This is a genomic window from Methylomonas sp. ZR1 (assembly GCF_013141865.1).
In the GTDB taxonomy this organism is placed as follows: domain Bacteria; phylum Pseudomonadota; class Gammaproteobacteria; order Methylococcales; family Methylomonadaceae; genus Methylomonas.
On sequence record NZ_RCST01000001.1, the window covers coordinates 2578598 to 2599672 of the forward strand.

Below are 21075 nucleotides of genomic sequence, written 5' to 3' on the forward strand. Positions count from 1 at the left end.
GCTGAAAGTTCAACTTCAATATGTAATTCCCTTAGTCCCCGGGCGGACATCGCGTCAGCATTACTGCCGCACATAGATTTCTCCCCTTATTTTCCCCTTTGAGATCCTTAATGCCATTTTCCAATCTCGGTTTATCCGAGGCTTTAATTAAAGCAATTGCCGATTCCGGCTACACCACCCCTACCCCTATTCAAAGCAAAGCCATACCCGCCGTATTAACCGGCCGCGATTTACTCGCCGCCGCGCAAACCGGCACAGGCAAAACTGCCGGTTTTACTTTGCCGATCCTGCACCGGTTGGCGCAAACCAGCCATGGCCGCAACCGCCCAGTCCGTGCGCTGATACTGACGCCGACCCGCGAACTCGCCGCACAAGTGGGCGAATCCGTTACTAAATACGGCGCGCATCAGCAACCGCGTTTAAAGTCGGAAGTAGTATTCGGCGGCGTGAAGATCAATCCGCAAATGATGCGTTTACGTGGCGGCGTGGACATCTTGACCGCAACGCCGGGTCGGCTATTGGACTTGGTCAGTCAAAACGCCGTCAAACTGGATAAGGTGGAAATGCTGGTACTGGACGAAGCCGACCGCATGCTGGACATGGGCTTTATCAAAGACATCCGCAAAATCCTGGCTATGCTGCCTAAGAAGCGCCAAAACCTGTTGTTTTCCGCAACTTTTTCCGCTGACATTCGCAAGTTGACCGGCGACTTACTGGTCAACCCGGTCAAAATCGAAGTCGCTGTGGAAAACGCCGCTGCCGAGACCATTGAGCAGCGGGTTTATACGGTGAGTAAAACCGCCAAAACTGCTTTGTTAACCCATCTGGTCAAAAGCAAAGACTGGCAACAAGTATTGGTGTTTACCAGCACCAAGCACGGCGCGAACAAACTCACCGAAAAACTGAACACCGCCAATATCAAGGCCGCCGCGATACACGGTAACAAAAGTCAGGGCGCCAGAACCAGCGCTTTAGCCGGTTTCAAAGCCGGTGATATTCGCGTTTTGGTAGCTACCGACGTGGCAGCGCGCGGCATCGACATTGCCCAATTGCCGCATGTGGTTAATTTCGAGTTACCGCGTTCTTCGGCCGATTATGTGCACCGCATCGGTAGAACCGGCCGAGCTGGACAAAACGGTCAGGCAGTTTCGCTGGTATCGCAAGACGAATATCAGGCCTTGCGCCTGGTGGAAAAACTGATAGGCCTGCAAATTCCCCGCGAGCAGGTAGACGGCTTCGCGGCCGCTTAAGTTATGTCAATCCCCGCTCGCCAGCCTGTCATGTGGTTGAGCGTGCAAAAACCTAGGATGCCTCGCTGTTCCGTCAGTCACTTTATCGACAGAACGGCGAGGCAGATTGGACCATATTTCATCGCAGTAAAATCTTACCCGCACTTGCCTGTCGGCTTTTCGCTGGTAGATTCTCCCTCGCAGTGGATTAGTTTCAATATTTCCTAGTTAATGCTCCCGCTAGCTCGATCAAAGCAATACAGCGCATCGTTGCTGAGCCGGCGGGAGCACTTTTTATCCCTAATCAATGCACCACCAGAGGTTTATTATGCCGTTCGCTCACCAACCACCGCCCCCCCGTCCCGGCTGGAATTATCAAAGCTATTTTTTAAATCAGTTGAACAAGCAAAAGCAGGCTAAGGAAGCCACACCCGGTTAATAGCGGTTTAAAATTTTACCGCGTGCGGGTCAAAGGCTTTTGGCCCCTGGCAAACTTGCCGCGAAAACTTAATGGAAAATTGCCGCCGGTCATGGTCAGCCTTCTTCAAGTGATAACACGCCATGCAGGTTACAGGTATTTGAGCCAACGCCAATCAGGCTTGTGGGCTTTTAGGGCTTCAAAACTTCGGCAAACCGGATACAGCGTTAGCACCACTAACACCCAAATGCCATAAACCACCGGCAAACCATAGCCGTAGTCTTGCGGCAGCTCCGGCACCCAAATACCGCCACCGATTATTGCTGATACAGGTCCGTCTGTGACCGCCGCCACCAATACTGCCAGACCATGAATCAGGTACAAGTGCAGCAGATAAAATAACAACGGATTCCTGCCGAATACCTGCAAAACAACGAAGCGTTCCGCGGACTTGCCCTCAGCCATCCCCAAAATCAGCAGCGCGGGTCCCAAAGTCATTAACAGATACAATAAGGAAGGAGGGTATTTATGACAGTTGATAAACGACAATACGCTAAATACGGGGTCCGGATAGCTTTGCCATGGTTTGGGGTCACCGTAAACATTGCTGAAACGCAAAACCAAAAACACCCATAGCAGGGTTAGACCTAAAGTAAACAGCCGGCGCCGTGTGCGCCAGGCATTGTCAATCAATAAGTTTCCAAAACCGAAGCCAACCGCCATCACCCCTATCCACGGAATCAATGGATAGTAAGGATTCAATAGCCAGCCGTCACCGAACGGCACATCGTCACCGGTATGCAGCACGGCCCATAAGGGACCAAAACCACCCAAATCAGCTGGCTTGACTGCATCGAAGGCATTATGCCCGACGATCATGGCTGCACCGAAGGCTACACACCAAGCCAGCGGCAACTTCACCAGCCCGGCCAAGGCGATCATCGACCAAGCAATTGCCCATAACACACCGCCGTCAATATGCCGCAGATCGGCGCGAAAATTCCACGACCAGGCTTCCACGGTGCAGGTTAAAACCAACAGCAATAGGCCACGTTCCAGCAAAAACCGGCTCAGCGGCGCATCCGCTCCCCGGCGACTCTGCCACAGATACGCGCTGGTGCCGGCCAAAAACACGAACACCGGCGCGCAGAAATGCGTGATCCAACGGGTCAGAAACAAGGCCACTGAGGTCTTATCCAGATCGGTGGGACTAAAACGGCTGTCGCTGAAAAAATCGCGAGTATGATCCAACGTCATCAATACCATGACCAAGCCGCGCAAAATGTCGATAGACGCCAAGCGTCTTGAAGATGAATTGCTACCCAAAATAATTTGCCCCCAGATGATTGGCTATGGAAGACACCGAGGGTAAGATCGATGAACAAAAAACTCAAGGGGAGATGCCATGAGCGAATCACGAATCGCTTGCGATTTACACGACTATATCGAAATTGCCTGTCTATACGGCTATCGGGTTAGATTGACATTAAAGGATCAAAGAATCGTCGAGGGCCGGGCACTGAATGTAGTGACTGAAGAAAGACGCGAATTTCTATTGGTAGAAGATAGCCCTGCCGGGAAAATCGCGCTGGATCAACTGGCAAAACTGCAAGTAATCACACCGAACGCGCGATTTACCGAGGTAATTTTCTAAAGATAAGCAACAGCACTGGTTATACTGGCCGCTTTTATCCGTAAAACCACACGCCGTTCCATGTTAGAAATTTATTTAGACAGCGCCGATGTCGCCAGCATCAAAAACCTTTGCCCAGCTTTGCCCTTGGCGGGCGTTACCACCAATCCGTCGATTATGGCGGCGAACGGTATAGGCCTACAGGAATTGCTGCCCGCACTGACAGACATCATGGGCCCACAAACGCGGTTTCATGTGCAAGTGCTTAGTACCTCGGTTGACGGTATCATTGCGGAAGCGCATAAACTTCATGAATTGCCGTTCGACATTATCGTCAAAATACCCGCGCATACCGCTGGTTTGAGTGCTATCAAACAGCTGAAAAAAGCTAATATCCCGCTATTAGCCACTGCGATTTACAACGTGCAGCAAGGGATGCTTGCTGCGCTGCATGGCGCGGATTACTTGGCGCCTTATCTCAACCGCATCGACAATCAAGGCTTTGACGGCATTGCTGTCGTCAGCGATTTGCAGGCTTTAATAGACCGCTACCAATTGCCCAGCAAACTTTTGGTTGCCAGCTTCAAAAACGTCAATCAGGTTTTGCAGGTGTTAAAACTTGGCGTTGGCGCAGTGACCTTACCGCTGGACATTGCCCAGCAAATCTTGACCACTCCCGCTACCGACACCGCCGTTGAGAAATTCAGCCACGACTGGCAATCGGCATTTGCCGATAAACTGTCTTTTGAAAGCTAAAGTACGGGGGAGGAGGTGTAGGGAACTCTGAAAACAACCCCGCCCTTCTCCTAATACCGCACATTACAAAGCTTTGGCAAGCTTTTCGCGTCAATTGTTGTCATAACAGGGTACAATTAGACTAACATTATATTGATTAGCTTTGCGGCTAGACTTAAGCGCAAAGCACACAATAAACACCCAATTCGAACCCTATTCGTGTAACCATGACAACTCAATCGCACGCCCTGAAAAATTCGCGCCATAGGTATGCCAGGTTAGCGTTGGCGGCCTGTATTTATTATGCAGGAACGGAGCAGGCATGGAGCGCAGATATGCCGGCTACAGTGCCGGAAACCAGTCTGCCTTCGATAAACAGCGTTCCTGAAGTCGTTAATCCTATCCCTGCCGACAACCCGATTGGCGCCATTCTGCTTAGCAAACGACATCCGCTGTTGTTACGCGCCGACTTTAGCCGCGTTAGCGAACTTGTTAGCCAAATCTACCTGAGTACTCAATTTCAACCGATCTGGTTTACGGCAAATCGCTCGGAAAAAAACCTGAACGATTTGTTGAGCGTATTAAACAATGCATCCAATGATGCGTTGAATCCTGCCAATTATGATGTTGACCGCCTGAAACAGCTTATCAATGAGCCAAATCCGGATAGTGCGGCCGTTGCGGGATACGATGTGGCTTTGACCGTATCTTTGGCGCGTTATTTACACGATTTGCGGCACGGCCAAGTGGATCCGCGCGATGTTGAGTATCCGGTACACATCGCCCCCAAACCTGCTTTGGACCTGGCTGGCTTGTTGAAACAACACTTGGCAGCACAAACATTGACCGAGGTAGTCGGTCAGTTTGAGCCTAAAACCAAGCAATACCAACAACTCAAACAAATTTTCACCCACTTGCAGCAGTTGGGAAATCAAACGGGGGCTCAGGAATTCAAGCCCGGCAAAATGCTACGTCCCGGCGATAAACATCCACATATCGTGCATTTGCGCCAACGGCTACGGGACATGGCCTTACTGGACAATAATAATGCCGCCGACAGTAAAACTTACGACAACGATTTGGTTGCCGCCGTCAAAAAGGTTCAGCAACAACAAGGTTTAACGGCCGATGGCGTGATTGGCTCGGCCACTGCGGCATTATTCAATCAATCTTCGAGCGAAAAAATCGCCCAGATCGCGCTGGCTATGGAGCGCGCACGCTGGATTCCGGACACCACCGATGGGCCGATGATTGTGGTTAATATCCCGGCATTTGAGTTATGGGCGTTCAATTCAATTGACGACCCCAACCCGCTGAACATGAAAGTGGTAGTAGGGAAATCCCCGAGCAACCAAACGCCGGTACTTTGGGAAGAAATGAAATATTTGGAGTTTATGCCTTACTGGAACATTCCAAAAACTATTTATGAAAAAGAAATTCTGCCAAAAGCCGCCAATAACCAAGGCTATTTAGCCAGCCAGGAAATAGAACTGGTAAGACACCAAAACAGTGAGGAGAAAGGTGGTGGCAGTTATTTGCGAGCTCGTCAGCGGCCTGGCAAGAAAAATCCGTTAGGACGGGTTAAGTTCGTGTTTCCCAATACCGCCGATGTGTATTTACACGACACCCCAGGCCATGCTGCATTTAACCGCCCTCGTCGGGATTTAAGCCATGGTTGTGTGCGGGTATCGGCGCCGGAACAATTAGCCGAATTCGTCTTGGGTGATCAGGCCGGCTGGGACAAAGAATCCATCAAGCAAGCAATGTCGGCCCCTAAAACCCGCCACGTGACGCTAAAACGTGCCGTACCGGTACTGTTTTATTACGGCACGACATTTGTCGACCATCAAAACCAGTTACGTTTCTACCCGGACGTTTACGGCCAGGACGAACAACTGAAAAAGGCCTTGGACAAAATCCATGCTCCGACAACGGCTAGTTCGACAGCGAATAATCAATTAGTGATGAACAAAAGCACGGACGTCGGCACTAATCCATAAACCGGAAAATCGAGCAGACATAAAAAAAGCGCCGCAAATGACGCTTTTTTTATGAGCGAACGACTCTATAACTTCCAGGTTCTGAAGGTTCCCGTGTCCAGATGGATAAAGTTTGACTCAGGGTAATATCCAACGCCGCCACGGTGCATAGCCAGTGCCGCGCCATGAATACGCCGAAGGTCAAAGCGCTCGATACGAATATCCACTGCCCGCCCCTGCATGTGGAAGCTATTGTTCGCAACACCGGAATTCTCGGCATGCAGTTTAGCGTTGGTCAATGGCGAACGATAACCGCAAATAACATCAAAAGGTTGATTTAAACCCAAAATTTGTTTCAAATCGTGTAACTGATCCAGTAACTCCGGATCAATAGGATGCACATCGTCGGTACGATAATCGCGCAACAAAAAACTGATTTCATCCAGGGCATCGCTAAGGTAACGACCTCTTTCAAAATACGTCAGGCTCAATTTGTCCCCAGTATGCGGATTTTGAAAAGCCAAGGCCCGGTGAGTTGCAAAACGCCCGTGATCCGCTAAAAACAACGAATCTTGGCTAGGCTCCATGAATGATTCTCTTGGTGCCGGCTGAATAATAGAATGCACTCTACCGCCCTGATTACCATGTCGATTGGCATGGTAGGAAGCCGTGTTTACGTGTTGTTTTTTGCCTGTATAAATATCTCGTACACGAGACTCATGTAGGGAGTGGCGTTCTGCATGGGCTGTATGCAGCTGTCCATGCTGGCCGGCTACAGGCCTAAGGTTATTGCCGCCAGCGCTTTTGCTTAGTTTGGCAGGTTGACGAACAGCCTTAGTCGCTTGAATGGCTCCATGTTTAGGCAAGCGCACTGCACTCCTTGCCGACTTCTCCAGTCGATGGTTTTTATCCGCTTTTACCGCTACGCTTTTCGCAGCATGAACGACGCCGGGCATCGCAATAGATAAAACCGCACCAACAGCCAGACGCCCAAAGAAGCTGCGTCGAGACAGCTCTACGTCGTCTTGCTTATTGTCTTGATTTTCTAAATTATGTCTCAGCATCCATAATCTCCTGATTCAACATCATTCGGATAGTGATGATTCCGAAGGCTAATGCCTAACGGGCTTTTGCAATTATAGCACTCTGTCACATTTCAAATTCGCTTTTGCCGACATTTTGCCGCAAGGATTGCTTACAAAGGAGACACGTGCAAACGTTCAATCAGCATCAAATTGCCACTCAATACCGCTTGAAACCTCGCTTTCTCTGCTTACTATTCGCGCTGATAGCATTTTACCGACCGCTGTAAAAGCAACAGCAACAGCCTGACAAACGCGAACAATTTAACCCCTTTGATATGCCAATACAGTCAAGCCGCATCATATTGAAATACTCAATTCCTGCCCGTAAGGTAGCGTAAAAGCTGACTTGAAAATTAAGCCACCAAAACTTGCGGGGGACAAACTACCCCGTAAAACGAAAGCGCCAGCGTTGTGAATAGGCCTGTTTTCTTGCCATTTTTTTGATAAAAACACAAAATAATTTTAACTACGAACCGCTTATCACAGAAGCTTTTTGCTAGAAAGCTTATGGTATCTCGACTGCAAATCATTGGAGAACAACATGGAAAAACTAATTAAACCCCAAAATCAACTGACACTGTCTCAACAGCTCTGTCATTCCTTTTTTTCCCAAAAAGGCTACGATCCTTTTATAAACTTTCATTCGCACGATGGCAGCGCAATGTACGACTCTTACTTACATCATCAAAGGAGTTTTGCATCCGGGATAACAGGACAAAACTGCCAAATCAGTTTTGTAAGCAAATTCACCAAATTGGAGTAATACACAACGGCGAACATAAAAGCCGCAACCGATTACTCAAACTAGTGAAGCGTCGCGGTTAAATAATCGGCCTGTGCCAACAGCAGTAGACTTAGCAATCTCGCACCTAACCCATATCAGTCAATAGCTTGGCACAAGCCGCTTTATCAACACATTAGGATATGAGCATCAACAAGTTCTGATGCAGTTTTTATAGCCCATTGCCCTCATTCGCTTAGGCAGTAGCAACCTAGCCCTCTCTACGTTATATTCATCGGTAAAAGCGATAGACGCTAACCTTTGATGCTACCCAATTTACTTGTGACTACTCTATTTCAAATCCCGGAAAATCATCCTCAACGGTTTATATTACATAACGAAGTTCATGCCAGGGCCTCGTCTATTCTCAGCTTGCCGGTCAGGGCCAGTTACTTGGCTCTGGCGTTATCAAGCGATGAAAAAATGCAGGAACGTCGGCATTTGAAAGCACTTTGCGAACGGTTTGGAACTGTACCACCCGACCTAGATGCAGACCACTTTAGCGCCAGCTTCGATGCGTTCCAGATGAGTTGGGAGCAACACGGCGAATTCAGTACCTATAGTTTTTATGCCTACGACATAGACACAGAGCCGTTTGCAGCTCCTGCTTTAAAAAAAGTCCCGGTCGATTGGTTATCGCAGATCAGCGGAAAAGTGATTGTTGCCGCACACGCCAGCATCGTTTCCGCCGAGGAGGTTAATTATCAGGATGAAATGGATTTATCCCCGTTAACCGCCTACTTTGCCGGCAACCCAATCGTTGGTTCAAAAGTAACTGGCGGCGCGGCAGCCGTATTTACCGATTTCCGGATTCATGTTGATGGCTTTAGCCGTTTCTTAGTGGTTAATCAAAACTTGAGAACCGCGCAGGCCGGACGCTTATTGCATCGTTTGTTCGATATTGAAGTTTACCGAGTGATGGCGCTGTTGGCGTTTCCTATCGCGCGCAAACTGTATCCGGAATTAAAAAAGGCTGATCGGCAGCTGTATACCATTACTAATTCGATGACCCAGACGGATAACGATGACGCCAAACTGCTGGATGAGCTAACGGCGTTGGCGGCTGAGGTGGAGAACCATATTTCCACACATCAATTTCGCTTTGCCGCAGCCAGCGCTTACTACCAATTGGTCGGCCAACGCCTGGAAGACTTGCGCGAAGTGCGGATTCAGGGCATTCAAACCTTGGGCGAATTCATGAAACGGCGTATGGAACCGGCGATGCATACCTGCAATTCCGTATCCCACCGCTTCACCCTGGTTTCCGAGCGCGTCAGCAATGCCAGCCAGTTGTTACGCACCAAAGTCGACATCATTATCGAGCGGCAAAACCAAGGCCTGTTATCCTCCATGGCCCTGCGTGCAAAAATGCAGTTGCGCATGCAACAAATGGTGGAAGGCATTTCGATGGTAGCTATCACCTATTATGCAGCGAGCCTAATCGGCAAAATCGCCGAAGCATTGCACAGTTTAGGATGGCATGTAGACGCCGAGCTAGTGGAAGGCGCATCGATTCCGTTTATTTTGGTCATCATCGGCATAAGTACTAAGCGAATTCACAAGATCATCGCCAGTACGACGGAATGAATACCATCCCATCATGGTGCGCGCCGTAAACCAGCCAAATATTGAACAGAACAAAGATGACATTTATTTATCAAAATCATGCCATTAGATTGCTTTAAGAAAAGACAAGCTAAGCCCGACGGAACAATTCTCAGATTACCCTAACAATCCCCTCCAAATCTTCGTGGTTTTTTGTGAGTGAAGCTTCGGCTACAATCGCCGGGCTTTCTTTAAACCGTGATTACAATTCGAGGAATCTATCAATGGCAGAGTATAGAAAATACAAATGTAAAACCTGCGGCCACGTTTACGACGAGCAGTTAGGCGATCCCCGCAACGGCGTGGCCCCCGGCACTCGTTGGGAAGATGTTCCAGAAGATTGGGGCTGCCCTAAATGCGGGGCAGTAAAATCTATGTTTACTCTGGTACGTTAACAAGCGTCTAACGCAGTAAATAAAAAGGGCGCAATTTGCGCCCTTTTTCGTTTGATTAATCCGACGAAAGTTATGCGAGTTTGTTCTTAATAAAGTCGACGAGTTTATCAAATTCAACATTCTGGCTTTCTTTGTCCATGCGACCTTGATATTCGACGGTACCGCTATCCAGGCCACGGTCGCCTATTACGATCCGGTGCGGAATGCCGATCAGTTCCATATCCGAGAACATGAATCCGGCTCGAACCTTTCTATCGTCCAGCAACACTTCGATGCCGGCATCCGTTAAATCTTTATAGATTTTCTCGACCGTATCAATCAAACGATCAGACTTATGCATATTCATTGGGCAAATAGCGACTTGAAATGGCGCCAGCTCATTGGGCCAGATAATGCCGCGGTCATCGTGGCCTTGTTCGATGGCCGCCGCAACCACCCGCGAGATACCAATCCCATAGCAGCCCATGATCATGATCTGGTTTTTACCGGCTTCGTTAATGATGGAGGCGTTCATCGCTTCGCTGTATTTTGTGCCGAGCTGAAAAATGTGGCCCACTTCTATGCCTCGGGCAATGGTAATTTGCCCTTTGCCGTCCGGGCTGGGATCACCTTCTACTACCATCCGCAAGTCTGCAATGTGCTCAGGTAAGGCCAGGTCGCGCTGCCAGTTGACGCCTTGATAATGTTTGCCATCCTGATTCGCGCCGCACACAAAGTCGGACATCACAGTTACGCTGCGATCAGCGATTATCTTTATGCTCAGGCCGATAGGACCTATCGAGCCGGGTTTGCAGTGACAAGCGCCGAGAATCTCTTCATCGCTGGCAAATTGTAATGGCGACAGGACGCCGTCGATTTTTTCGGCTTTAATCGGGTTTAATTCGTGATCACCCCGCAGCAGCAAGGCAACCAAGCTGGCGTCCTCACCTCTGACAATCAAGGTTTTCAGGCACTGCTTGGCATCGACCTTAAAAAATCGGCTGACGTCTTCGATGCTATGCTGATTTGGCGTATCAACCAAAACCATAGTTTGAGTCGGCTCGGCGCGTATCCCTTCAGGCATTAGAGCTTCAGCTTTTTCGACATTCGCGGCGTAATCGCTAGCGGTGGAAAAAGCTATCGCATCTTCGCCGGATTCGGCAAGTACGTGAAATTCATGGGAAACCGCGCCGCCAATTGAGCCGGAATCGGCTATCACGGCCCGGAATTTCAAACCAAAGCGGTTAAAAATATTGGTGTAGGCTTGATACATTACGTTGTAAGTCGCCTGTAACGATTCCTGATCGAGATGGAATGAGTAAGCATCTTTCATGATAAATTCGCGTGAACGCATCACACCAAAACGCGGACGAATTTCATCGCGGAATTTACTCTGAATTTGATAATAAGTGATAGGCAGCTGTTTGTAGCTTTTCAACTCATGACGAGCGAGGTCAGTAATAATTTCTTCGTGCGTCGGACCCAGACAAAATTCGCGGTCGTGGCGATCTTTCAGCCGTGCTAATTCCGGCCCGTATTTCTCCCAACGTCCGGTTTCCTGCCATAGCTCTGCAGGCTGCAAAGCCGGCATCAGTACTTCCAGACCGCCCGCTTTATTCATTTCCGCACGTACAATGTGTTCAACTTTACGCAATACCCGCAAACCCAGTGGCAGCCAGGTGTAGATGCCCGCGGCAAGTTTGCGAATCAAGCCGGCGCGTATCATGAGTTTGTGGCTGGCTATTTCGGCGTCGGCCGGTATTTCTTTGACGGTACTAAGAGGAAATTGGGAAGTGCGCATATTGGCCCTGAAGTTGTTTTATCAAAACCGCTATTTTAACGGCTAAACGCCAAAACCACGAATCAACGACGCTATTTGGGTCTATCCTACTCACTTTTAGCATTGCTGTTGTTGATGAAATTTGGGAAACTTGACCTGATATAAGCCCCAGAAAAAGGAAGTTATGATTAAAGTATTGCTGGTTGATGATCATGAGCTTGTCAGAAGCGGCATAGAAGCTTTGTTGGCAGCTGAAAAGGATATTGAGGTGGTCGCCGTCTGTAATTGTGGCGAGGAGGCTTTGCGGATTGTCGAACAAGAGCCGCCCGATGTCATTTTGATGGACATTAATATGCCCGGCATAGGCGGGTTTGAAGCGTGCCGGCGCATACTGCAATCGCAGCCATCGATTAAAATCATCGCCTTGTCGGTGCATAACGACGGCCCCATACCGCAACAACTGCTGAAATTGGGTGTGGTCGGCTTTGTATCCAAGGCTTCGCCGGTCAGCGAAATGGTGGCGGCAATTAAATCGGTAATTTCCGGTAAGCGCTATTTGTGCCAGGATGTGGCCAGTAACTTGGCTTTTCAGTTTTTGCCAGGCGCGGATGTCTCGCCTTTTTTACAGCTTTCCCAGCGTGAGGCTGAAGTAGTACGTCTGATTTTGCGCGGCAGGAGCATTCAGGAAATGTCGGAGGCTTTGCAACTGAGCGACAAGACTATCAATACCTACCGCTATCGCTTGTATCGCAAATTGAATATAAAAAACGATGTGGAGTTAACCAGATTGGCAGTCAAATTTAATTATCTTGATGCCCTTTAAAAAACAGGGATGCGGGGTTGTTTGCCACACATCCCTAGAGTAGTCAGACCAAGGTGCGGGCTTTGGTAAAGGCTTCCCGAAAATCCAGAAAGACCGGTTTTTCCGCTTCCAGCATCATTTTCAACAATTCATGTTGCAACTGATATTTGACATTACCTATCGCCAGCGCACCGACACCGACCGCATTTATCGCTTGATTCGCCAAGTTTAATGGTGCCGATAAATCATTTAACTCTATGCCTTCTATACCGGATGGCGGTACGGCATTGACATCACCGGCTACTTTCAACTGCTTGGCTTGCGCCAGAACGGCCGCATTGATAACTCGAATACCGGCCTTTGCCGTGCAGAATACTAAGTCTGCATCGGCTATTAACGCGGCTTTTTCTTCGTCATTGCGGGCAACTCCGCCACTCATGGTGGCACCAAAACGCCGGTTGTATTGTTTGGCCGCGTCTTTTGCGGAATCTATTGATAGATGATCCACCAAGATTGTTTCCGCGCCTTGCAACGAGGCTATCACGCCAGTGGCGATGCCGACCGGGCCGGTGCCGCCGAACACTACCGCCTTACTGCCCTTCAATTCTTTACCATGATGTTGTTTAAGCGCCTTTTCCACGCACGCCACCAAAGCTGCTGCGGTGGTGCAAGCGCCGCTCGGATCGGCAAATACTGAAACCTCAAACGGCGGCACCATGGCCGGCTTGGTGGCTTGCAACATATCGATAGCCATGCCCATATCCCTGCCGCCGATAAAGATCGCGGTTTTCTTACTGGCCGACGGACTACGCGAAAAAATCGCATCTTGGGTCAAATTGTGAATAGTCTCCAATTTAACGTTGGAATACGGCATCAGCACATCAAAGCCTGCGTCGAGTGCCATGTTAATGTCAAACGGACTGTTGTTTGGCATCGGGTCGAACATGTGAAGTATGCTGCGTTTTGCCATTTTTACCTTACCCTCTGTGATAGGCAGACTTTGGGGAGCTTAGCTAATTACTTAGACGATTTGATGAATTCGCGAGCGACTTCGAAAGCGTGTTCGAAATGTAAGAATAGCGGTTGATCGCTTTCCAGCATTCTTTTCAGCAAACGGCTTTGCGCTTGGTATTTGATGTTGCCTATCGCCAGAGCGCCTATGCCTACCGCGCCACTGGTGGATCCGGCTAACGGTTTGCCGTTATCGAACGCATCCACACCGGCAATACCGGCTGGCGGTACCGCGTTTACATCGGCGGCTACTTTCAATTGCGCAGCTTGGGAGATTAATTCTGTGCTGAGCAATTCAATGCCGGCCGCACCCGTTGCAAAAACCACATCGGCGGTTTTCATGTATTCGGTCTTATCGGCGTCGGCGCCTGCCAGCACTGTAATTTTGCCATCGCCAAATTCTTCGCTGCATAGCTCTGCGGTGCGCTCGGCTTTATCGAGTTGCCTACCGATGATTCGGACTTTAGCGCCCGCTTGAGCGGCAATCACCGCAGCCGCTTGACCGACCGGACCAGTACCGCCCAAGGCGATCACGTTTTTACCTTCCAGCGTGGTGTCGAATTTTTCAGCCAGTTCTTTTTCAACTGCTGCGACCATGCCGGCTGCCGTGGTGAATGCGCCGCTAGGATCGGCGAATACTGATACTTCGAAAGGCGGGACCATGGAATTCTTGGCCATTTTCAACATATCCATTGCTTGCTTGGTCTCCCGGCCACCGATAAAAATAGCGGTGCGCAACAGGCCTTTCGGACTGCGCGAAAAAATAGCATCTTGGACCAAGCCCCTGACTTCGCTGGGTTCAACGTTGATGTAGGGGATTGCTGAAATCCAGCCGGCGTCCATCGCCATATTGACGTCGAACGGGCTTAAGTTCTTGGCTGTAGTCAGCATGTGCAGGATAAAGGGTTTTTCCATGATGGCCTCTTATAATTTGATTAGCCGGTAAGTATAAAAGAAAAGGCAAGACGATAACAATTTTAGGCTAAATGCCGAATTGCGCATTATTTTAAGCGCGCCGGCACATGCGGCTCGATAGCGTGGTACATCAATTGATGCATCTTAGGGTTGCCAACAATGATGTTGCCGGACTGTAAGTATTTGTCGTTAAAGGAAAAATCTGTGGCGACACCACCAGCTTCCTGCACCAGCAACACGCCAGCGGCAATATCCCATTCCTTCACGCCGATTTCCCAGTACGCATCCAGACGACCGCAGGCCACATAAGCCATGTCCAGTGCGGCGGCTCCGGCGCGGCGGATACCTGCTGAGTCGGCACAAACGGCTTTAAACATGCCCAAATAGGGTTCGATGTTTTCCATGGTTTTAAATGGAAAACCCGTGCCAATCAGGGCGCCGCGCATACTGCTTTGTTTGGTGACCCGGATTTTGCGATTGTTCAACATAGCGCCGCCGCCGCGTTCGGCAGTGAAGAGTTCGTCGCGGCTAGGGTCGTAAATCACACCCAACTCTAGTTTATTTTTGTTTTTTAGCGCTATAGACACGGCATATTGTGGAAAGCCGTGTAAAAAATTAGTGGTGCCATCCAAAGGGTCAATTATCCAGGTGTAGTCGTTACCTTTGTGTTCGCCGCTTTCTTCGGCCAGAATGCCATGCTCGGGAAACGCGGCGCGAATGACTTTGATAATTTCCTGCTCGGCGGCCCGGTCAACCTCGGAGGCGTAGTCATTACGGCTTTTTTGATCGATAGTGAGTTTCTCGATATTTTGTGAAGAGCGTTGGATTAGGTCGCCGGCGTTCCGCGCTGCGCGGACGGCAATATTAAGCATCGGATGCATAGATCGAATTGAAAATGAGCAGTTAGAAAACTCGGATAGGATAGCAAATTTTGCTAGAATCGCTGCTTTTTTAGCCGCAGAGGCCGGGCATTGCTATCACATTTTAAAGTGGTTTTAGTGGAGACTTCCCATCCCGGCAACATCGGTGCGGTGGCTAGAGCCATGAAAAATATGCAGATGGACCAACTGCGCTTGGTGTCTCCAAAAAGCTTTCCGCATGCCGATGCCACGGCCAGAGCGTCCGGGGCCGACGATGTGCTTAGATCTGCAACTGTCTTCGGTTCTTTACAAGATGCTATTGCCGATTGCCAGGTAGTATTGGGCTCCAGCGCACGCGATAGAACCATCAGCTGGCCAAGCTTGACTGCCAGGCAAACCGCCGAAAAATGGGTAGGCGCATCACCGGAGCAAAATATCGCCTTGGTGTTCGGCCGGGAAAATTCCGGCTTAAAAAACCATGAATTGGACTTATGTCATTATTTGTTGCGAATTCCGTGCAACACAGAATATAGCTCGCTGAACTTGGCGGCGGCAGTGCAAGTTGTGTGCTACGAGCTATTCGTCGCATCCGGCCAGGAAATGGTCAGCAATGTGGGCGATATGGGTGAAGAACCTCTGGCGACAGCCGAACAGATGGAAGCCTTTTATGTGCATCTCCATCAGACCATGGCGGATATTGGTTTTCTGCACCCGGAGCGTTCTAAATCAATCATGCGTCGCTTGCGGCGCATCTTTAATCGGACCCAGCTTGATACCAAGGAGCTGGATATCCTGAGGGGCATACTGCGCTTCTCACAAAATCACAACGCCAAATAAACCCATGCTGGCCAGACTCAAAGAAGATATTAACTGCGTATTTGCCCGGGACCCGGCCGCGCAGTCGGCTTTTGAAGTGATAACCACCTACCCCGGCTTTCACGCCGTACTGATTCACCGTTGCAGCCACTGGTTATGGTTGCGTGGCTTTAGGTGGGCCGGTCGTTATGTATCGTTCTTGGGCCGGTGGCTAACCGGTATCGAAATTCATCCCGGCGCGCAAATCGGCCGGCGGTTCTTTATCGACCATGGCATGGGGGTGGTGATCGGTGAAACTGCCGTGATTGGGGACGATTGCACGCTATACCATGGCGTGACCTTGGGTGGCACCAGTTGGAACAAGGGTAAGCGCCACCCGACCCTGGGCAATGGCGTGGTAATAGGGGCTGGGGCCAAGGTGCTGGGACCGATTGAGGTCGGCGATGGGGCGAGAGTCGGTTCGAATTCGGTAGTAGTAAAATCGGTGCCAATGGGGGTGACGGTAGTTGGGATTCCCGCACATATCGTCGACCCCAAAGCCAAACAAGAAAAAGCCCGGCGCGATGCAATGGCACAGAAAATGGGTTTCGACGCATACGGCGCCACGGGTGATATGCCGGATCCTATCGCTAACGCTATCAATCTGATGCTTGACCATATCCATCAACTCGATAAACAAATAGCCGATATGCAACAGGTATTGAACGATGCCGGCATTAATTGCCATCGCCAGGCCATGTCGGCTTTGGATGATTGTGAAATTAAGGATAAGCAATAACGCTGTCAGGTATTTTCTGATACTGAATGCTCGAACGCTGGTCATCGGCGTGATTCAAACTGAGTAGCGTATGCTTTAAGCTTCTTGCAGAGTCGCGAGATTTCAACCCCGCAAATTCCCAACGAGTTCAAGCTGTAAAACGCTTGATCTGTCCTCAGAATTGAAAAATATGTGTTACAGCTTGTCTGTGTTTAATACCTCAAGAACCACTTACGATTGAATACTTGACCAAATTACTGGGTTTATTTATAGTCAGCATTATTTTCATTAGTTTGTAAGGGGTTTGAAATGCGGCTTACCACAAAAGGGCGTTACGCGGTCACCGCGATGCTGGATTTGGCTTTTCACAGTCAAGCCAACCCGGTGACTTTGACTGACATTGCGACTCGACAAACCATCTCCTTGTCTTATCTTGAACAATTGTTTGCTCGTTTACGCAAGGCCGGCATGGTGAAAGGTGTTAGAGGGCCCGGCGGCGGGTACACACTTAGTCGCAGTGCCCGGGAAATTAATATTGCCGACATTATCGAAGCAGTCGACGAACCTGTTGATTCGACCAAATGCGGTGGTAAAGCCAATTGCCACAACGATGAACCTTGCCTGACCCACGATTTATGGATGGGCTTGAGCGAGCAAATTCGCGCTTACTTAAAAGAAATCAGTCTTGGGCAGTTGCTAGAGCGCGATTTTGTCAGTGACGTGGCAAAAAGACAGAGCAAACAAGTCGAGCATGTCATCGAAATGCAACCTCGGCAGGAAAAACGCATCGCGTAATGATCTATCTGGATCATAACGCCACCACCCGTTGTGACGAGCGAGTGGTGGAAGCGATGTTGCCCTATTTGCATGGCATGTACGGCAATCCATCCAGTTTGTATAAGCTTGGCCGCATAGCCCGCAGCGCTATCGACACCGCCAGGGAACAAATCTCCGGGCTGATAGATGCACCAGGAGCGCAGATTGTATTTACCAGCGGCGGCACTGAAGCAAATGCGTTGGCACTAGCCAACGCCCGTGAACGCGGGCTGGCAATTTCTGCAATCGAACACCCCTCCATTTTCGAAAACGCCGCATACTTCCGGCAGTGTTTTCGCAACTTGCAAACGCTTGAGGTGGATGGCGATGGAACAATTCCCTTACTCGCTCTGGACAAAGTAAATTGGCAAGCCGGCGACATGGCGTCGGTGATGTTGGCGAATAATGAAACCGGCGTTGTTCAAGACCTTGCAGCCATCGCCGAACGTTTAGCTGAACGCGGAGTCAACCTGCATACCGATGCCGTCCAGGCCTTGGGTAAAATCTCATTTTCGTTCAAAAAGCTGGGCGTTAAATTGATGAGTTTATCCAGCCACAAAATATACGGGCCAAAAGGTTGCGGGGCATTGGTCGTTGCAGAAGATTTTGTTTTAAAGCCCTGGCTGCGCGGCGGCGACCAGGAGCATGGCTGGCGGGCTGGTACGGAAAACGTGGCGGCGATAGTGGGTTTTGGTAAAGCAGCCGAGTTGGCTAAGACAGAAACAGACGCAAGACAAGCTCGCATGCTGGCGCTGAGAAAGCGTTTGGAGCAAGCTCTAGACACCATTCCGGGCTTGGTGATCTTTGCCGAACACGCCCCAAGATTGCCGAATACCGTGCAGTTTGGTATCCCCGGCATTAGCGGCGAAATGTTGTTAATGCAGTTGGATCAGCGCAATATCGCGGTTTCCAGTGGCTCCGCCTGCTCGGCGTCGTCCGGCGAAATCAGCCCGGTGTTGACGGCTATGGGAGTGGAAGCCTCCTTGGCTAAATCGGCTATCCGCGTCAGTTTGGGTAAAGACAACCAAGAAACCGAAATCGATCAATTCGTCGATGTGTTAAAAACATTGATAGCAAATTAATTAGGAGAATGAGCAATGGCTATTACCGTCACCGAAAGTGCCGCCCGGCAAATCCAAAAACAGTTACAAAAGCGCGGCACAGGCTTAGGCTTGAGATTGGGCGTGAAAACATCCGGATGCTCAGGGTACGCCTACGTGTTGGATTATGCCGATCAGGCCGAAGCTGATGAGGTGGTATTCGATCAACACGATGTAAAAGTACTGGTTAAACAGGCTGATCTGGATAAATTGAGCGGCATTGAGCTGGATTATGCGAAGGAAGGTTTTAACGAGGCCTTTAAATTCAACAACCCCAATGTAAAAGGCACCTGCGGTTGCGGGGAGAGTTTTTCGGTTTAGCGGATAAAAACGCCGGCTTTGCAATCTCAATAAAGCCGGCGTCATCGGCGCTTACTTCATATTAGCGCCGCAATTTCCTTCCATTTTTTTACCGTCAGCGGCTTTGTCGGCGGCTGGAGCGGCCGGTTTGTTACCAGCACACTTGCCTTCGGTAGCGGCTTTGCTATCAGTGCTTTTTTTCATCATGGACGCACCGCATTTCCCTTCTCCGCAAGAACCGTCTTTCATTTTATCGGCACCCGCTTCAGGTTTCGCTTCGGCAGTCAGCATATAGCCTGAGCTCAACTCAGACAAAGCAAACGGGTTGCTGTCAGCTTGAGCAAAATTGCCCGCCAGCGTTGGCAGCAGAGATGCGCCGATTGCAATGGCGAACGGGGTTTTGTTGATTTTCTTCATACTATCTCCTGTGGAAAAAACGAATTGTTCTAATAATCGGTTTGCAACCGGAGCCCTGCATTTCCGGCAACTGGCCTGTTGTTAATATCACAAAAAAGCCTTGTAAAGTAAAGGCAGGAAGATTACGCCAATCGGCAGTATACTCTCGCCCGAAACGACTTATTTCCGCAACCCGCCTATACGCTATCCGGCACAACCATGACTTCGAAAACACCGATTGCCCAACTGGGAGCCGAGGTATTGCGGCAGCAGGCGCAGCTTGTTGACGACTTTGCCTGCCCGGAGTTCCATAAACTGATTGAAACCCTGCATGAGACTATGCTGGAGGCTAATGGTGTCGGCATAGCCGCCCCGCAATTGGGTGCTTCCCGGCAAATTATGATCATCGCTTCCCGGCCGACAGCCCGTTATCCCCATGCTCCGGAAATGCCGCCGATTCTGATGGTCAATCCAAGTTTTAAGATTGTCGATAACTCATTGCATAAAGACTGGGAAGGCTGTTTAAGCGTGCCGGGTATCCGGGCGCTAGTGCCGCGTTACCGGGCTATCGAAGTGCAATATCAAGATCAGCAAGGTGAAACCTACCGCTTAGCCTTGCAGGATTTTCCAGCCCGCGTCTTCCAACACGAGTTCGATCATCTGTTGGGATTGGTCTATCTGGATAGGGTGGAAAATAACCAAGATATTATTGCCGAGACCGAATTTTTCAAACGCATCGCCGCATAGGAGCCAACTGAATGAAGTTTGTGTTGTTGTTAATGGGCCTATTAACCAGTTACAGCAGTATGGCTGCGCCGCCGTTGTCTTTCAGCCAAGTGGCGCCGGGCATCTATCTGCATACCTCAGCGCATCATTGGCCGGATCGAGATAATCACGGCGAGATTGCCAATATCGGCTTTATTGTTGGTGAGCGCTGCGTAGCGGTGATCGATAGCGGCGGCAGTCCACAGCAGGGTGCCGCGTTGCGAAATACCATCAAGCAAGTGACCACCAAACCGGTTTGCTATGTGATCAACACCCATGTGCATCCCGACCATATCTACGGCAATATCGCTTTCAAGGAACCGGGCGTGCAGTTTGTCGGCCACCATAAGCTGGCGCGGGCCATGGCCACGCGCGGCGACCATTATCTCGGTCGCGCGGCGGAATTGCTGGATATTCAAGTTAATCACGACAACATTATTCCGCCCGATATAGAGGTGAATGACAGCATGACCCTGAACATCGGTAATCGTGAACTGCTGCTGACCGCCCATCCCAGTGCGCATACCGATAACGATTTAAGCGTCTACGACAAGACCACCGATACTATGTGGCTAGCGGATCTGTTGTTTTTAGAGCATATCCCGGTGATAGACGGCAGCATCAAAGGCTGGTTGTCTGAGATTGAGTGCTTGGAGAAAAATCACTATAAATTAGTGGTGCCCGGCCACGGGCATTTGGTGAAAGATTGGCCGGCTAGTCTACAGCCGCAAAAAGCCTATTTGAACAGTCTAGCTACCGAAGTAAGGGCTATGATCAAACAGGGCAAAACCCTCGAGCAGGCTGTGAATACCGTCGGCCTGCCTGCTAAAAAAAATTGGCAGCTATTTGAACAATTCCACCGCAAAAACGTGACCATCGCGTTTGCCGAGCTGGAATGGGAAGATTAAACAAAGGAGA

Annotated in this window: 21 protein-coding genes; 14 read left to right on the forward strand and 7 right to left on the reverse strand. The window is 49.8% G+C overall.

Features of this window, described 5'->3' with window-relative positions:
- Positions 1 to 110 precede the first annotated feature (110 nt).
- Positions 111 to 1250: a DEAD/DEAH box helicase gene (locus tag DDY07_RS11580; protein WP_171696006.1), complete on the forward strand. Its 1140-nt coding sequence runs from the start codon at positions 111 to 113 to the stop codon at positions 1248 to 1250.
- A gap of 547 nt (positions 1251 to 1797) precedes the next feature.
- Here the strand turns inward: DDY07_RS11580 and DDY07_RS11585 are convergent.
- Positions 1798 to 2973 (reverse strand): DUF1624 domain-containing protein, encoded by a 1176-nt coding sequence (locus tag DDY07_RS11585; protein ID WP_171696007.1) that lies wholly within the window; start codon positions 2971 to 2973, stop codon positions 1798 to 1800.
- A 79-nt stretch (positions 2974 to 3052) separates the two neighbouring features.
- On the opposite strand from DDY07_RS11585, the gene DDY07_RS11590 reads away from it, so the two are divergent.
- From DDY07_RS11590 to DDY07_RS11600, 3 genes are all read left to right on the forward strand, one after another.
- Positions 3053 to 3301 carry a Rho-binding antiterminator gene (locus DDY07_RS11590; protein WP_171696008.1) on the forward strand — a complete coding sequence of 83 codons (249 nt, stop codon included), beginning with the start codon at positions 3053 to 3055 and terminating at the stop codon, positions 3299 to 3301.
- Positions 3302 to 3361: 60 nt separating this feature from the next.
- Positions 3362 to 4036: a transaldolase family protein gene (locus tag DDY07_RS11595; RefSeq protein WP_171696009.1), complete on the forward strand. Its 675-nt coding sequence runs from the start codon at positions 3362 to 3364 to the stop codon at positions 4034 to 4036.
- A 206-nt stretch (positions 4037 to 4242) separates the two neighbouring features.
- Positions 4243 to 6015: a murein L,D-transpeptidase gene (locus DDY07_RS11600; RefSeq protein WP_253734469.1), complete on the forward strand. Its 1773-nt coding sequence runs from the start codon at positions 4243 to 4245 to the stop codon at positions 6013 to 6015.
- 65 nt (positions 6016 to 6080) lie between these two features.
- On the opposite strand, the gene DDY07_RS11605 is transcribed toward DDY07_RS11600, so the two are convergent.
- Entirely contained in the window at positions 6081 to 7058 is a 978-nt protein-coding gene (locus tag DDY07_RS11605) for a DUF882 domain-containing protein (RefSeq protein ID WP_033155447.1), read from the reverse strand.
- Positions 7059 to 8142: 1084 nt separating this feature from the next.
- Between DDY07_RS11605 and DDY07_RS11610 the strand changes: the two genes are divergently transcribed.
- Together DDY07_RS11610 and DDY07_RS11615 are read left to right on the forward strand one after the other, a co-directional pair.
- Positions 8143 to 9447, forward strand: coding sequence for a DUF3422 family protein (locus DDY07_RS11610; protein WP_367650871.1), 1305 nt, complete (start codon positions 8143 to 8145; stop codon positions 9445 to 9447).
- A gap of 242 nt (positions 9448 to 9689) precedes the next feature.
- Positions 9690 to 9860, forward strand: coding sequence for a rubredoxin (locus DDY07_RS11615; RefSeq protein ID WP_084153209.1), 171 nt, complete (start codon positions 9690 to 9692; stop codon positions 9858 to 9860).
- A gap of 70 nt (positions 9861 to 9930) precedes the next feature.
- Here the strand turns inward: DDY07_RS11615 and DDY07_RS11620 are convergent, their stop codons facing one another.
- Positions 9931 to 11640: a proline--tRNA ligase gene (locus DDY07_RS11620; RefSeq protein ID WP_171696011.1), complete on the reverse strand. Its 1710-nt coding sequence runs from the start codon at positions 11638 to 11640 to the stop codon at positions 9931 to 9933.
- Between the two features lie 163 nt (positions 11641 to 11803).
- Between DDY07_RS11620 and DDY07_RS11625 the strand changes: the two genes are divergently transcribed.
- Positions 11804 to 12442, forward strand: coding sequence for a response regulator (locus tag DDY07_RS11625; RefSeq protein ID WP_171696012.1), 639 nt, complete (start codon positions 11804 to 11806; stop codon positions 12440 to 12442).
- A 43-nt stretch (positions 12443 to 12485) separates the two neighbouring features.
- Here the strand turns inward: DDY07_RS11625 and DDY07_RS11630 are convergent, their stop codons facing one another.
- The 3 genes from DDY07_RS11630 to DDY07_RS11640 form a co-directional block, all read right to left on the reverse strand.
- Entirely contained in the window at positions 12486 to 13391 is a 906-nt protein-coding gene (locus tag DDY07_RS11630; RefSeq protein WP_171696013.1) for an NAD(P)-dependent methylenetetrahydromethanopterin dehydrogenase, read from the reverse strand.
- Positions 13392 to 13438: 47 nt separating this feature from the next.
- Positions 13439 to 14347 (reverse strand): NAD(P)-dependent methylenetetrahydromethanopterin dehydrogenase, encoded by a 909-nt coding sequence (locus DDY07_RS11635; RefSeq protein WP_026603994.1) that lies wholly within the window; start codon positions 14345 to 14347, stop codon positions 13439 to 13441.
- A gap of 86 nt (positions 14348 to 14433) precedes the next feature.
- A complete protein-coding gene (locus DDY07_RS11640) occupies positions 14434 to 15228 on the reverse strand; it encodes an inositol monophosphatase family protein (protein WP_171696014.1) in 795 nt (264 codons plus the stop codon).
- A 90-nt stretch (positions 15229 to 15318) separates the two neighbouring features.
- Between DDY07_RS11640 and DDY07_RS11645 the strand changes: the two genes are divergently transcribed.
- The 5 genes from DDY07_RS11645 to DDY07_RS11665 all read left to right on the forward strand — a co-directional run bounded on the left by DDY07_RS11645 (position 15319) and on the right by DDY07_RS11665 (position 19017).
- On the forward strand, positions 15319 to 16044 hold the full coding sequence (locus tag DDY07_RS11645; RefSeq protein WP_171696015.1) for an RNA methyltransferase: 726 nt from the start codon (positions 15319 to 15321) through the stop codon (positions 16042 to 16044).
- A gap of 4 nt (positions 16045 to 16048) precedes the next feature.
- The gene (cysE, locus tag DDY07_RS11650; RefSeq protein ID WP_171696016.1) at positions 16049 to 16801 is read left to right on the forward strand and encodes a serine O-acetyltransferase; all 753 of its coding nucleotides are present in this window, start codon (positions 16049 to 16051) and stop codon (positions 16799 to 16801) included.
- Between the two features lie 288 nt (positions 16802 to 17089).
- The gene (gene iscR, locus DDY07_RS11655; RefSeq protein ID WP_033155456.1) at positions 17090 to 17575 is read left to right on the forward strand and encodes a Fe-S cluster assembly transcriptional regulator IscR; all 486 of its coding nucleotides are present in this window, start codon (positions 17090 to 17092) and stop codon (positions 17573 to 17575) included.
- Positions 17575 to 18678: a cysteine desulfurase family protein gene (locus DDY07_RS11660; protein WP_171696017.1), complete on the forward strand. Its 1104-nt coding sequence runs from the start codon at positions 17575 to 17577 to the stop codon at positions 18676 to 18678. Before iscR ends, DDY07_RS11660 begins: the two co-directional genes overlap by 1 nt.
- A 15-nt stretch (positions 18679 to 18693) precedes the next feature.
- Positions 18694 to 19017 carry an iron-sulfur cluster assembly accessory protein gene (locus DDY07_RS11665; protein ID WP_033155458.1) on the forward strand — a complete coding sequence of 108 codons (324 nt, stop codon included), beginning with the start codon at positions 18694 to 18696 and terminating at the stop codon, positions 19015 to 19017.
- 51 nt (positions 19018 to 19068) lie between these two features.
- Here DDY07_RS11665 and DDY07_RS11670 read toward each other — a convergent pair whose 3' ends face one another.
- Positions 19069 to 19413: a hypothetical protein gene (locus DDY07_RS11670; RefSeq protein ID WP_101055015.1), complete on the reverse strand. Its 345-nt coding sequence runs from the start codon at positions 19411 to 19413 to the stop codon at positions 19069 to 19071.
- 198 nt (positions 19414 to 19611) lie between these two features.
- Between DDY07_RS11670 and def the strand changes: the two genes are divergently transcribed.
- Positions 19612 to 20139, forward strand: coding sequence for a peptide deformylase (gene def / locus DDY07_RS11675; RefSeq protein WP_171696018.1), 528 nt, complete (start codon positions 19612 to 19614; stop codon positions 20137 to 20139).
- Positions 20140 to 20150: 11 nt separating this feature from the next.
- Positions 20151 to 21065 carry a quinoprotein relay system zinc metallohydrolase 2 gene (locus DDY07_RS11680; RefSeq protein WP_171696019.1) on the forward strand — a complete coding sequence of 305 codons (915 nt, stop codon included), beginning with the start codon at positions 20151 to 20153 and terminating at the stop codon, positions 21063 to 21065.
- Positions 21066 to 21075 lie beyond the last annotated feature (10 nt).